This is a genomic window from Chroococcidiopsis sp. SAG 2025, assembly GCF_032860985.1.
In the GTDB taxonomy this organism is placed as follows: Bacteria; Cyanobacteriota; Cyanobacteriia; order Cyanobacteriales; family Chroococcidiopsidaceae; genus Chroococcidiopsis.
The window spans coordinates 5,724,749-5,738,222 of record NZ_JAOCNC010000001.1 but is presented as its reverse complement, the minus strand read 5'-3'; the positions used below and the strand labels follow the sequence as shown (position 1 = coordinate 5,738,222).

At 46.8% G+C, this 13,474-nt stretch carries 14 protein-coding genes; 5 read left to right on the top strand and 9 right to left on the bottom strand.

Annotated features, from left to right (window positions below):
* The first annotated feature begins 134 nt into the window (after positions 1 to 134).
* The 3 genes from N4J56_RS28145 (at position 135) to N4J56_RS28135 (ending at position 4,676) form a co-directional block, all read left to right on the top strand.
* Positions 135 to 497 (top strand): thioredoxin family protein, encoded by a 363-nt coding sequence (locus N4J56_RS28145; protein ID WP_317109435.1) that lies wholly within the window; start codon positions 135 to 137, stop codon positions 495 to 497.
* 364 nt (positions 498 to 861) lie between these two features.
* Entirely contained in the window at positions 862 to 2,928 is a 2,067-nt protein-coding gene (locus tag N4J56_RS28140; RefSeq protein ID WP_317109434.1) for an NAD(P)H-quinone oxidoreductase subunit 5, read from the top strand.
* Positions 2,929 to 3,095: 167 nt separating this feature from the next.
* The gene (locus N4J56_RS28135) at positions 3,096 to 4,676 is read left to right on the top strand and encodes an NAD(P)H-quinone oxidoreductase subunit 4 (protein WP_317109433.1); all 1,581 of its coding nucleotides are present in this window, start codon (positions 3,096 to 3,098) and stop codon (positions 4,674 to 4,676) included.
* 60 nt (positions 4,677 to 4,736) lie between these two features.
* Here N4J56_RS28135 and N4J56_RS28130 read toward each other — a convergent pair whose 3' ends face one another.
* The gene (locus tag N4J56_RS28130) at positions 4,737 to 4,931 is read right to left on the bottom strand and encodes a DUF6887 family protein (RefSeq protein ID WP_317109432.1); all 195 of its coding nucleotides are present in this window, start codon (positions 4,929 to 4,931) and stop codon (positions 4,737 to 4,739) included.
* A 431-nt stretch (positions 4,932 to 5,362) separates the two neighbouring features.
* Between N4J56_RS28130 and N4J56_RS28125 the strand changes: the two genes are divergently transcribed.
* Positions 5,363 to 5,635, top strand: a complete 273-nt coding sequence (locus tag N4J56_RS28125; RefSeq protein ID WP_317109431.1) for a hypothetical protein — start codon at positions 5,363 to 5,365, stop codon at positions 5,633 to 5,635.
* A 21-nt stretch (positions 5,636 to 5,656) separates the two neighbouring features.
* Here the strand turns inward: N4J56_RS28125 and N4J56_RS28120 are convergent, their stop codons facing one another.
* Positions 5,657 to 6,559, bottom strand: coding sequence for a class II fructose-bisphosphate aldolase (locus N4J56_RS28120; RefSeq protein ID WP_317109430.1), 903 nt, complete (start codon positions 6,557 to 6,559; stop codon positions 5,657 to 5,659).
* A 114-nt stretch (positions 6,560 to 6,673) separates the two neighbouring features.
* Positions 6,674 to 7,408, bottom strand: coding sequence for an HAD family hydrolase (locus N4J56_RS28115; protein ID WP_317109429.1), 735 nt, complete (start codon positions 7,406 to 7,408; stop codon positions 6,674 to 6,676).
* A 50-nt stretch (positions 7,409 to 7,458) separates the two neighbouring features.
* Between N4J56_RS28115 and N4J56_RS28110 the strand changes: the two genes are divergently transcribed.
* Positions 7,459 to 7,998 (top strand): GNAT family N-acetyltransferase, encoded by a 540-nt coding sequence (locus tag N4J56_RS28110; RefSeq protein WP_317109428.1) that lies wholly within the window; start codon positions 7,459 to 7,461, stop codon positions 7,996 to 7,998.
* 209 nt (positions 7,999 to 8,207) lie between these two features.
* On the opposite strand, the gene N4J56_RS28105 is transcribed toward N4J56_RS28110, so the two are convergent.
* The 6 genes from N4J56_RS28105 to N4J56_RS28080 form a co-directional block, all read right to left on the bottom strand.
* Complete coding sequence (locus tag N4J56_RS28105) at positions 8,208 to 9,278, bottom strand: 30S ribosomal protein S1 (RefSeq protein WP_410500619.1); 1,071 nt, start codon at positions 9,276 to 9,278, stop codon at positions 8,208 to 8,210.
* 330 nt (positions 9,279 to 9,608) lie between these two features.
* Complete coding sequence (nrdR, locus tag N4J56_RS28100; RefSeq protein WP_317109426.1) at positions 9,609 to 10,142, bottom strand: transcriptional regulator NrdR; 534 nt, start codon at positions 10,140 to 10,142, stop codon at positions 9,609 to 9,611.
* Positions 10,143 to 10,324: 182 nt separating this feature from the next.
* Positions 10,325 to 10,423, bottom strand: coding sequence for a photosystem II reaction center protein T (locus tag N4J56_RS28095; RefSeq protein WP_009632497.1), 99 nt, complete (start codon positions 10,421 to 10,423; stop codon positions 10,325 to 10,327).
* Between the two features lie 129 nt (positions 10,424 to 10,552).
* A complete protein-coding gene (gene psbB, locus N4J56_RS28090) occupies positions 10,553 to 12,106 on the bottom strand; it encodes a photosystem II chlorophyll-binding protein CP47 (protein WP_317109425.1) in 1,554 nt (517 codons plus the stop codon).
* 289 nt (positions 12,107 to 12,395) lie between these two features.
* A complete protein-coding gene (locus N4J56_RS28085) occupies positions 12,396 to 12,728 on the bottom strand; it encodes a hypothetical protein (protein ID WP_106548311.1) in 333 nt (110 codons plus the stop codon).
* 153 nt (positions 12,729 to 12,881) lie between these two features.
* Positions 12,882 to 13,439: a Uma2 family endonuclease gene (locus N4J56_RS28080; protein ID WP_317109424.1), complete on the bottom strand. Its 558-nt coding sequence runs from the start codon at positions 13,437 to 13,439 to the stop codon at positions 12,882 to 12,884.
* Between the last annotated feature and the right edge of the window lie 35 nt (positions 13,440 to 13,474).

Sequence of the window (13,474 nt, the reverse complement as noted above, 5' to 3'; positions counted from 1 at the left end):
CCACTCCCACTCTCCCACTCCCGACTCCCCAATAACTGACAAAATCGATCTTTCCCACTTTAGAATTGATCCCGAATCGATGTAGCATAATTCCAAGTTGATAGCAAACTCAGATAATTCCGCGTAGGGGAAACATGGTATTGTCAGTTAACGAGCGGACGTTTACAAAAGAAGTTTTAGAATCATCAGTTCCAGTTTTAGTCAATTTTTGGGCTCCCTGGTGTGGGGTGTGTCATTTAATCCAACCTGTACTATCAGAGTTTCACAAGCATGGTAGCCAGTACGTCAAGATAGTGGGTGTAAATGCTGATGAAAATTTTAGATTATCCAATACTTATCGACTCACAACATTACCCACACTGATTTTGATTGAGAAAGGTATTGTCAGACAGCGATTAGATCGCCTACACAGTCGAGATGAACTTCGGCAAGTACTAAAGTCAATTCAGTACGACTACGCTAACTCCGTTCGACTGGAAATAGGGGCGAGGAGTTAGGAGTGAGGAGTGAGGGAAAGAAGTCAGAAGTCAAAAGTCGAAAGTGGGAATTGATTGTCAATTGAATCGTCTTCCTTGTCTCCCTTGTCCTTTCTTGCCCTCGCTCCTCGCTCCTCGCCCCTTCATAAAGCTAAAGTCATAGTAAATTTTCCCCATCTAGGTTCCCTCAGGTGGGGTATTTTACGATCGGAGCCATGTGTCACAATTGTTAACAGTTTGGAGCAAGCGATTAGTCATCAGAGGTTATTCATCATCAGGTATTTGTAATCAATTCCATACAAAAGACCAATGACAAATGACAAATGACAAAAAAGCTAATAGCTTCATTAAGTTAGTAGTAAAGTTCTCAAAGTAGGCGCAAGTGATGGAAGCTATCTATCAATATGCCTGGCTGATTCCGGTATTACCTCTGGTCGGGGCGATGCTGGTCGGTCTGGGGTTAATATCGGCAAATCAGGCGACTAACCGCCTGCGGCAACTCAATGCTGTATTTGTCATCTCTTTAATGGGAGCAGCAACGGCACTGTCTTTCGCGATTCTTTGGAGTCAAATCCAAGGACACGCGCCCTATACCAGAACCCTGGAATGGGCAGCAGCCGGAAATTTCCATTTAAGTATGGGATATACGATCGACCATCTGACAGCCATGATGTTGGTGGTAGTGACCACGGTAGCTTTGCTAGTGATGGTGTATACCGATGGTTACATGGCTCACGACCCAGGTTACGTGCGCTTCTATTCCTACCTGAGTTTGTTTGGTTCTTCCATGCTCGGTCTGGTGGTCAGCCCAAATATCGTCCAGATTTATATTTTCTGGGAGTTAGTGGGGATGTGTTCGTACCTACTAGTTGGGTTCTGGTACGATCGCAAGGCAGCAGCAGATGCTTGTCAAAAAGCATTTGTTGTCAACCGTGTGGGTGACTTTGGTTTATTATTGGGCATTCTAGGACTTTACTGGGCAACCAACAGTTTTGAGTTTGGCGAAATTGGCGAACGGTTGCAAACTCTGGTTGAATCAGGTTCTATCAGCAGTTTCTTGGCAGTTGTATTCGCCGTTCTGGTTTTCTTAGGACCAGTTGCCAAATCAGCTCAGTTTCCCTTGCACGTCTGGCTACCGGACGCGATGGAAGGTCCCACCCCCATCTCGGCTTTGATCCACGCGGCGACGATGGTGGCAGCTGGGGTATTTTTGATCGCTCGGATGTATCCCTTGTTTGAAGGCATACCAGCGGCAATGAATGTGATTGCTTATACTGGTGCGTTTACAGCATTTTTAGGGGCAACGATCGCAATTACTCAAAACGACATTAAGAAAGGCTTGGCTTATTCCACCATTTCCCAATTGGGCTATATGGTAATGGCGATGGGTTTAGGCGCGTATGGCGCGGGATTGTTCCACTTAATGACCCACGCTTACTTCAAAGCAATGCTCTTCCTGGGCTCCGGTTCGGTCATCCACGGGATGGAAGCCGTTGTCGGTCACGACCCCGTTTTGGCGCAGGATATGCGACTCATGGGAGGATTGCGGCGCTATATGCCTGTGACGGCAATTACCTTTTTGATTGGCTGTTTGGCAATTTCGGGAATTCCGCCTTTTGCTGGTTTTTGGTCGAAAGACGAGATTCTAGGGGCAGCTTTTGCCACGAATCCTTTACTTTGGGGTGTAGGCTACCTGACAGCAGGAATTACGGCTTTCTACATGTTTCGGATGTATTTCTCAACATTTGAAGGGAAATTCCGAGGCAATGAAATGGAAATCCGCCACGAACTCAAATCAGCAGCCCTCGTACCTAATTTTGGACCAGGGGCGATGGATACGCGAGAATTGGCAGCAACCGCTAGCAGCCACGACAGCCATGATAGCCACGGACACAGCGAACATCCCCATGAGTCCCCTTGGACGATGGCTCTACCTTTGGTAGTCCTAGCTATACCGTCGATGCTGATTGGTCTGGTGGGTACGCCGTTTGCAAATTACTTCGAGGAGTTTATCTATCCTCCTAGCGAAACCTTAGCTATGGCGATGGAGAAAGCTGCCGAGTTCGAGCCGACAGAATTCTACACTTTGGCAGGGGCTTCGGTAGGGATTTCTTTGATAGGAATTACTTTGGCTTCGTTGATGTATTTGTGGCGCAAGATCGATCCTGCCGCGATCGCTGCCAAAATTCAACCGCTTTACGAGCTATCGCTTAACAAGTGGTACTTTGACGACATCTACTACAAAGTGTTCGTCCTGGGTAGCCGTCGCCTAGCCCGTCAAGTGATGGAAGTCGATTATCGCGTCGTAGATGGTGCGGTAAACCTCACGGGCTTCTTTACGCTGATTAGCGGTGAAGGCTTAAAATACCTAGAAAACGGTCGCGCCCAATTCTATGCCTTGATTGTGTTTGCCGCAGTTCTCGGTATGGTAATCGTGTTTGGCGTAACTTAATTCAGGGGCGAAGAGCGAGGAGTGAGGGGTTAGAGAAAGAGGACAAGGAGGGCAAGAAGGACAAGGAGGACAAGGAAGAAAAATTCTTCCCCTCTCCCTTGTCTCCCCCCACTCCCTACTCCCCACTCCCTACTCCCTACTCCCTACTCCCTATTCCCTAGTTAGAGATGAATACAGCTAATTTTCCCTGGCTGACAATAATCATTCTGTTTCCCGTCATTGCCTCGCTATTCATCCCGCTTCTGCCACCTTCTAAAGAAGGCTCGACAGGACGCTGGTACGCTCTGGTAGTGGGGCTAATTGATTTTGCCATTATCGTTTACGCATTCTATACCCAGTACGATTTGGCTAATCCAGAGTTGCAATTGGTGGAAAGGTATAGTTGGGTTCCTCAATTGGACTTGAATTGGTCGGTAGGGGTCGATGGTTTGTCGATGCCCTTGGTAATTCTGACAGGCTTTATCACAACGCTAGCAACCCTGGCTGCTTGGCCCGTAACTTTAAAACCGCGCCTGTTCTACTTTTTATTGCTGGCAATGTATGGCGGACAGATTGCTGTATTCGCCGTGCAGGATATGTTGCTGTTTTTCCTAGTGTGGGAACTAGAACTGATTCCTGTCTATTTGTTGCTGGCAATTTGGGGTGGTAAGAAACGGCAGTATGCCGCAACCAAGTTCATCCTTTACACCGCTGGCGGGTCGCTATTTATTTTGGTGGCTGGCTTGGCGATGGCATTTTACGGCGATACCGTAACGTTTGACATGCGATCGCTCGCTGCTAAAGACCTCCCACTCAATTTTCAGCTTTGGCTGTATGGTGGTTTTCTGATTGCCTACGGTGTGAAGCTACCCATCTTCCCTCTGCACACTTGGCTACCCGATGCCCACGGGGAAGCGACAGCCCCAGTACACATGTTGCTGGCTGGAATTCTGTTGAAAATGGGTGGTTATGCCCTAATTCGCATGAATGCGGGAATGCTACCTGATGCCCATGCTTTCTTTGCCCCTGCCTTAGTCATTCTGGGTGTGGTAAATATTATTTACGCTGCCTTGACATCCTTTGCCCAGCGGAATCTGAAGCGAAAAATTGCTTATTCTTCGATTTCTCACATGGGATTTGTGGTTATCGGGATCGTCTCCTTTACCGATTTGGGTTTGAATGGCGCGATTTTACAAATGATTTCCCACGGGATGATTGGCGCGAGTCTGTTCTTCCTCGTCGGGGCAACATACGATCGCACCCATACCCTAATGCTGGATGAAATGGGTGGTGTCGGGCAACAGATGCGGAAGATTTTCGCCATGTGGACGACTTGTTCGATGGCATCTTTGGCGCTGCCAGGTATGAGCGGTTTTGTCGCCGAATTGATGGTGTTTGTGGGCTTTGCGACTAGCGATGCTTATAACCCCACTTTCAAAGTGATTATCGTCTTTCTGATGGCAGTCGGTGTTATCTTGACTCCGATTTATCTCCTTTCCATGCTGCGAGAGATTTTCTACGGGCAAGAAAACAAAGAATTAACTTCTCACGAAGCCTTGATTGATGCCGAACCGCGAGAAATATTTATTATCGCCTGTCTGCTAGTACCAATTATCGGTATCGGTTTGTACCCGAAAATGCTGACTCAAATGTATGATGCCACAACTATACAAATGACAGCTCATTTACGGGAATCAGTGCCGACATTGGCAGAACAAAAGCCAACACCAGCTGTATCTTTGAAAGCGCCCCAACTGGCGATCGAATAGTTGGTTGTACGAGATTTCTTGAAACCCTTGTCGTGTTATAGACAAGGGTATTTTTATTGCTTATTTTTCTGTTTCTGTCGATTGTTGCTTCTGCTGAATACGATCTAATATTATCTTCTGCGTCTCTTCTATAGGCATTGACGCAGGATAGCATTTAGATGCAGATTTTGCAGTCAAACGATCCGCAAGAGCATAAAAAGCTTCGCAATCGTCTTGATGCTCGATAACATATGTTCGTAATTCGTCCTTACTCATCGCTTCAAAGTACTCAATGGGCGCAAGAAGGTACTTACATTAATTGTATGGTTAGTTATTATCGCGAACACAATAGACAACTTGGCTTAAGTTGGTTGGGAAAAATTAGTCAATTTCAACCTGAATGATAGTGTTATAAATCTGTGCTTAGGCTATTGATAAACTCAGTGCGATCGCGAATGAGTATACTCAATTGGTATTAATATATTTGGTATTGATAGGTAAAGTTACAAAGTTAAAATATATCTAATTGGCGAAATTGCTACTTGTCATCTTTATTTTGATAGTAAGATGGGCAATGCCCACCTCTACTTGAATGTCGCTAATTGAGCATAAATTTTTAAAGTTAAAATTTCGCTCAAAACTATTACAAAAAGAGAAATTTCTTGTATTGTAAGAGAATAAATCTACAACCACAGGAGCGCACTGAGATGTTTCAGCTCGGCTCTATTTTCTGCTCGTTTGTTGGTTCCATTGGCGGTTCGTTAGTTGGGTCAATTGTAGGAGCAACTGCAGGAGGTATTGGCGGTTCGATTGGTACAGCGCTGCTTGGCTCGTTAGTCGGTTCTCTGGTAGGATCGGTTGCCGGATCGCTGTTGGGAGGTGTGTTTGGTTCGGTGATGGATTCAGCTATGGAAAGATTCTGGGACGAACTCGACGCACAACAAAGAGATATGTATCCGATGAAGTCTGCTGCTGTTTAATCTACTATTTAGGGGTGCTATTTAAGGGGCAAAACGCCCCAATCCTGCTAGCATTTGCGCGTGGGGCGTTTCGTGCAGGTGCGCTTTGCCAACAGAACCGAACAAATGCAATTTTTCGGCAATCACTTCCTGCATCGCCGCGATCGCAACGCTTGCCATATCGAGTAAGTCGCTGCCATTACCCGCACAAACTTCCGATTTGAGCGATCGCATATAAGCTTGTCGCACTTCGGTATTGACGTTAAATTTACACACGCCTAGCTGAATCGAGCGGCTAATCATCCACGCTGGTAATCCTGACGCACCATGCAAGACGAGGGGAATATCGATGAGGCGGCGAATGCGAGCAAGGCGATCGAAATCCAAACGGGGCGGACTTTTATATTCTCCGTGAACGTTACCAATTGTAACGGCTAAAGCATCTACTCCTGTTGTACGGACGAATTCCACAGCTTGGGCGGGATCTGTCATTTTGGCTTCTTTTTCCGCGATCGTTAAACCGTCTTCAGTACCGCTGATGCGACCGATTTCAGCTTCAACGATCGCACCAGATTTATGGGCAAGCCGTGTCATCTCCCGCGTGAATGCCATGTTGTCTTGATATGGTAAGTGGGAGCCATCCGCCATAATCGAATTCATGCCTGCTGTGAGAGCGTGGCGAATATCGCTGGCGTTAGTGCTGTGGTCGAGATGAACGGAAATAGCGACTGTAGCAGTGCGTGCGGCTTCCAGGCACATTGCTACTAAAGCCGATCGACCGAACTTTAAGGCACTGGGATGGATCTGCAACATAGCAGCACTACGATTCGCCTCGGCTGCACTCACTACCGCTTTTACTCCCTCCAAGTTATAGATGTTAAAGGCTCCGATCGCGTAAATATTCTGCCGTGCTGTTTGGAGGAGTTCTTGGGTAGAAGCAAGCATAGTATTTGCAATAAGTCAAAAGTCAAAAGTTAAAAGTCAAACATTCGTAGGGGCGGATTCACCCGAAATCTTGGTCGTAGTTGCAGTTTCTTGATAAACCCGTCCGTACCCAGGTCAAAAAATCACTTGAATTTCATCGAGTTGAGAAATAGCCACGTCTGCTGCTTCTAAATGGGCGACTTCTGGTCTGCCCCAACAGATGCCGATACAACCCGCTGCCCCTGCGCTGCGCGCCATTTCAATATCAGCAGCAGAATCTCCTACCATCAAGGTATCACGGGGTACTACACCCAAAGCTTGACAAGCTTGCAAAAATAATATCGGATCGGGCTTACTTACGCCAGTATCTACGCCCATTTGTAATTGGACGTAAGCTTCTAGTTGATGGCGTTGGACGAAGGCGCGGACTCGTTCGGTAGAGGCAGCAGAGAGAATCCCCAGTTTGATGCCAGCATCACTAAGATATTTCAGCACTTCCAAGCTGCCTACAAATAGGGGTGAAGGGGCAGTACCGATATACTGATCGGCTTCCTCAAAGGTACGACGCGCGATCGCCAAGGATTCAAACCAACTGCGCCCAGTCTCGGCAATATAAGCAGCTGCGGCAATTTCCGTTTCGCGCCGACTGCCCACGGCTAACAGTCCTGTCGGATCGAGGCGATCGCCATTAATCCCAAATGCCATCAGCAGGGGTTCGCCAATCCCAGGAATTTGGGCATCGATCAGGCGCGATCGCTTTTGTCCTAAATTGCGTAAATACTCTTCAGAATTTTCTAACGTGCCATCTTTATCGAAGACAATTGCTTGGATATTACTGAAGCGCTTGTCTTTACATTGAATTGTTACCATATTCGTGTTAACTGACGCTTCTATCTAAGCGCTACCATACTGCTTGTGAGATGAGCATCATTTTACGACAAGCACGCCTGGACGAGCGTGTCCAAATCGAACGATTAATTGCTGCTTCTGCACGGGGTTTGAGTCGAGCAGATTATACGGACGAGCAGATTGAAGCTGCGATCGCTTCTGTTTTTGGTGTCGATACAGATCTGATTGTAGATGGTACGTACTTTGTTGCCGAGGCTGGAATGTTAGTGGGATGCGGTGGTTGGAGTAAACGCAAAACGCTATTTGGCGGCGATCGCTATAGCGATCGCGAGTCTGGCTATCTCGATCCCAACTGCGATGCGGCAAAAATTCGGGCTTTTTTCGTGCATCCTGGCTGGGCAAGACAAGGCATCGGCAGGGCAATTTTACAACGATGCGAACTCGAAGCTCAAGCCAGTGGTTTTCGATCGCTGGAATTGATGGCAACCCTACCAGGAGTCAAGCTATATCAAGCATATGGATACGCAGGTAGCGATCGCGTTGCCTATACAATTGGCAACGGAGTCAGCATTGAGTTTGTCCCCATGAGCAAAACAATCGCGCAACTGTAGGGGCGGGTTTCTCGACATGTCTAACTAACAACCAATCTGACCGATAAACCCGCCCTCGGAGATCTAGCAATCTGGTAGGGGCGCACAGCTGTGCGCCCCTACTGCCTATTATTCCAGCAGATGCGATCGCCACAAAAAAAGAGGGTTAAACCCTCCTTGGTGTAGAGACGTTACATGTAACGTCTCTACATGCGATTTGCATAATTTTTTTACTCAACTGCTGCTGGCAAATCCTCATCAGATGCAGGCAATTCCTCAGCATCGGTAGCAATAGGTTCTTCGGTATCGACAGCAACTGGCTCTTCCGTAGCCTCTGGAATTTCTTCTTCCACTGCTACTGGTTCTTCTACCTCAGCAGGAGCATTTAAATCAATTCCTTGTTGCTTAGCTGCCATCTGTTCGCGATATCTTGCAGCCATTTCTTCTGCTTTATCGTAAACTAAGTCGCGGTTCTTGATCATGTCGCCTGGTTCTGGCTCTAGCTGTTTTGTAGACAGAGAAATCCGACCTCGTTCGGCATCTAAGTCAATGATCATGACTTTGACTTCATCGTTGACGTTGAAAACGCTGTGAGGTGTATCGATGTGGTCGTGGGAGATTTCCGAGATGTGCAGCAGACCGCTGACACCACCAATATCGATAAACGCACCGTAAGGCTTGATCCCGCGTACCGTACCGATGACGACTTCGCCAACTTCCAAGCGGTTCATCTTGCGCTCAACTAAAGCACGACGGTGTGACAGTACCAAACGATTGCGGTCTTCATCAACTTCTAGAAACTTTAACGGTAGCTCCTCGCTGACCAACTCTTCTTTGGGCTTGCGAGTGCTAATGTGAGAACCGGGAATAAATCCGCGCAGACCTTCGATTCGCACGAGTGCGCCGCCGCGGTTTGTAGCGAATACGAGCGATCGCACTGTTGCATCTTCGTTTTGTAACTGTCTGACGCGCTCCCAAGCTCGCATGTACTCAATGCGGCGAATCGAAAGCGTTAGCTGTCCGTCTTCGTTTTCATCGGTAAGAATGAAAAACTCCCGCGTTTCGTTGGGCTGCAAAACTTCTTCTGGAGCATCCACCCGATTTATCGACATTTCTTGGATGGGAATGTAGGCAGCGGTCTTAGCACCAATGTCAATCAGAGCGCCCCGTGGCTCCATGCTAAATACCGTACCAGCTACGATGTCGCCAGGGCTGAAGTGGTAATCGTATTTGTCGAGTAAAGCCGCGAAATCTTCGTGAGTAAAGCCTATTTCTGTAGTAAGTGTTTTCTGATTGACCATGCTGGTTGTTTCCTGGGAATAGTCTCCGAAAGGTTTTTCCTCCTCTCGATGTATATGCAAGTCGATCGTAGGCAAATTACACCTACATCTCTGATTCCATCCTAACGTAGGAGAAGTTAATCTAGACGCAATTTAAGTACAGACTCTCAATTATAACTGAGCTTTGTGAATAAATTTACTGAAAATCTTTAGATATAGTCCGAATCGATAGAGTTCGAGTGATGGATTCGTAGAATTCAATCTATAGATGTCATTGCTTACCTTAGCAGAAAAGCGCCTAATGTGAGTTAATCGTACAAGGTTACCATAGTGCGATCGCGATAAAATCTTTCAATCGGCGATTGAAACAGTTTGAGCTGGGGATTCATGGCACTGGCAATATTCATCTTCAATCGGGATATTATTTGGAGCTTCCTGACGCGATAGATCGTCCAAAGTTTCGACAAAATCTTTCATAGTTTGAAACTGGCGATAAACAGAAGCAAAACGCACGTAGGCAACTTCACTCTCGCAACGCAGTTGTTTTAAAACTAATTCGCCAATTTCCAGACTGCTAACTTCCCGTGAGACACGTTGTTGCAGTTCTGCTTCAATTTCATCGACGATCGCTTCCATCCGCAAAGCTGAAATTCCCGTTTTCTCGCAAGCACGGACAATTCCCCGTAAAACTTTAGAGCGATCGAATAACTGGCGATCGCCATTCTGTTTCAGAACGGTAATTGGAACAAATTCAATCCGTTCGTAAGTTGTAAAGCGGCGATGACAACGCAAACATTCCCGTCGCCTGCGGATACTTTGTCCCGCTTCAGCAGAACGCGATTCTAAAACGCGATTATCTGGATGCTGGCAGAAAGGGCATTGCATAGCTAGGAGTAAGGGGTAAGGGGGTAAGGGAAGGATGAGGGATCGGAGCTATCTAACCAACCTCCTGACTTCTAACTACTTCCTGCTCCCTGATAAAGGAATATCCGCTGCTACCAAGAGCGATAACAGCGGTGGAAAATGGATATGATTTGGCTATTTTTAGCGAATTAAACCAAAAAAATTTACTTTTTCTCAATGCGAGGTGGTTCGCGAAAAGCTATGGCAAAGAACAGAGTACCAATAGCCAGAGCGAGAATCAAAATGTAAGCAACGCTTTCCATGTCAGTATTCCCTAACGACTTCCTTCTTACTGATAGTTTATCAATCAAAAGAAAAGAACGGTTACATTAACTGCTAGAAAAATTGTTTCCCGACAATATATTTAACCGTTCTTAACAATTAACTTCAGTCTAGGCTTCCTTTCGGCGAGTGGTCTTGTCACCCACTTTCTGGAACAGCCCCCATTCGACTTGTTCTTCCAGATCTGCCTCGACTCCTGCGAATACATCGCGGAAGATCGTGCGAGAACCGTGCCACAAATGACCGAAGAAGAACAGCAATGCAAAGGTAGCGTGAGCAAAGGTGAACCAACCTCTAGGGCTAGTACGGAATACGCCATCAGGCTTAGCAAGTGCTAAATCGCCAAATCTGGTGCTTTGATCGCCGTCAAAATTGATGATTTCGCCACCTTGAGCTTTACGAGCATACTTCTTCACGTCGGCTGGGTCGGTAAAGGTTTGACCGCCCAACTCACCGCCGTAGAAGCTAACAGTTACACCTGTTTGCTCAAAGCTGTACTTGGATTCTGCCCGCCGGAAAGGAATATCAGCGCGGACAACACCGTCTTTATCTGTTAAAACAACAGGGAAAGTTTCAAAGAAGTTAGGCAGACGACGAACTTCTAATTCTCGTCCTTCTTTATCTTTGAATACGGGGTGTCCTGCCCAAGACAGAGCAATACCGTTGGTCTTATTCATCGGACCGACGCGGAACAAACCACCTTTAGCAGGGCTGTTACCTACGTAATCGTAGAACGCCAGTTTTTCTGGAATTTCCGACCAGGCTTCAGACAAGCTCTTACCCTCAGCCACGCTAGCTTGCACGCGGCGGGTCATTTCTTGTTTGAAGTAGCCATCATCCCACTGATAGCGGGTAGGACCAAACAGTTCAATTGGAGTTGTGGCGTTACCGTACCACATCGTCCCTGCTACAACGAAAGCAGCGAAGAAGACGGCAGCAATACTGCTAGAAAGCACGGTTTCGATATTCCCCATCCGCAGAGCTTTGTAGAGCCGTTCGGGAGGTCGGACTGTTAAGTGGAATAAACCAGCAATAATACCAACAACACCCGCAGCAATGTGGTGAGCCACCACGCCGCCAGGATTAAACGGGTTAAAGCCTGCTGGTCCCCATTCCGGCGCGACTGCTTCTACGTGTCCGGTGATGCCGTAGGGGTCAGAAACCCACATCCCTGGACCAAATAGTCCGGTGAGGTGAAAAGCACCAAAGCCAAAGCAAAGTAGACCAGACAAGAATAAATGGATACCAAACATTTTTGGCAGGTCTAAAGCAGATTCGCCCGTGCGGGGGTCTTGGAAAAGTTCCAAGTCCCAATAAACCCAGTGCCAGCAAGCAGCTAGGAATAATAAACCGGAAAGAACGATGTGAGCGGCAGCAACGCCCTCAAACGACCAGAAACCAGGGTCGTAGCTGGGAGCGCCCATGACGTTCCAGCCACCCCAAGAGCCAACTACACCCAAGCGTGACATGAAGGGCAGTACGTACATACCTTGCCGCCACATGGGGTTTAATACTGGATCGCTGGGGTCGTAAATAGCTAGTTCGTATAGAGCCATCGAACCAGCCCAGCCTGCAACTAGTGCTGTATGCATTAAATGTACAGCAATCAACCGCCCTGGATCGTTCAGGACGACTGTGTGTACTCTGTACCAAGGTAGTCCCATCGACTACGCTCCTCCTCGATGAGTTATTTCTACAGGATAATTTTTCGGCTTTTTGTTATTGCCATCAACCGAGCCTTACTAGATCTGGATCTGGACGATCCAGATGACTTGTAAAATTCAGCAATGGTATTCAATACAAAAATGAGAATTATTAAAGAAGTGTAACTATTGGCGGGACTGAATGCAAGATGGCTGACGGTTAACAGTTGACGGTTAATAGTTGACGGTTGAGGGTTGTATAGTTGTTGGCTGTTGGTTTTCCCTCCCCCTGCTCCTTGCTCTCTATTTATTATTGAACTACAGATTGAATGCTTTTGAGTTGACACATGGCTTCGGCGGTTCCCAGGCGATCGATGACTTGTTCGGCGGTGATTAATCGCTTGAGTACAACTTGTCCGATCGCTTGTTTTGTGCCATTACTTGAAGCAGTAGCGGGTCTGACTTCTACAGTCATAATCGTGTCTTCTACCCGATACAGCCATAATTTTTCGTTTGCTTCTACTAAACAAACGTTAAGCCGCTGAATGTCTGGTCGTCGCCGCCATGCTGTTTCATTCCATAGACCATCAGATGCCCAGATTCTACCTACTGTCCATCCTTCAGTGAGAAAGAAATATTTCACGGGTTTTTGCAGCTATTCGACTGGATACTCCTCGACTAGCTTAGAGGATTTGATTTCTAGAAACAAACTGGATTTGATACAGTTTTAGTTTTGGAGAAAAACAATTTCACTGCGATCGCACTGACTTCTATCAAGCTGACTTCTATAAAACGTCTAACCAAACAATCTTGCTATAGCACAGCTAAAACCAGGAAGTAAAGGCGAGGTAAGTGCGTCACTGGTAAATAAAGTTGCTACCATAACCAGCGTTGCATTTTCACGGCGACAAACTTGAATTTGCTCCAAGCGCGGATCTACAATCCAATATTCACGCACTCCTTGAGCAGCATACAGCTTGAGCTTAGCTTCTTTGTCACGACGTTCGTTGATTTCCCCTGGAGATAGTACCTCAACAACCAATTCTGGTGCGCCAGTCAAGTGTTCTGCTTCGTCTAGCAAAGCAGCCAATCGCTCTTTACTTATCCAAACTACGTCTGGTATGACATTATCGGCATCAGTAAAAATAATGCCAGGGTTAGTGACTGCTTCCCCTAATCCAGTTTGTTGCGACCAAAGATTTAATTCCGTACAAATGTTATTACAAACTCTTTGATGTTTCCAACCTGGTGCGCGTGTCACAAATAATTCTCCATCGACAATTTCATAGCGATTGCCGTTATCTGGTAGCAACTCTAAATCGCTAGTTGTCCATCGTATCCGCGCCTGACTCATAAAAAGCTCCTTGTATTAGTCATCGCTTACCAATT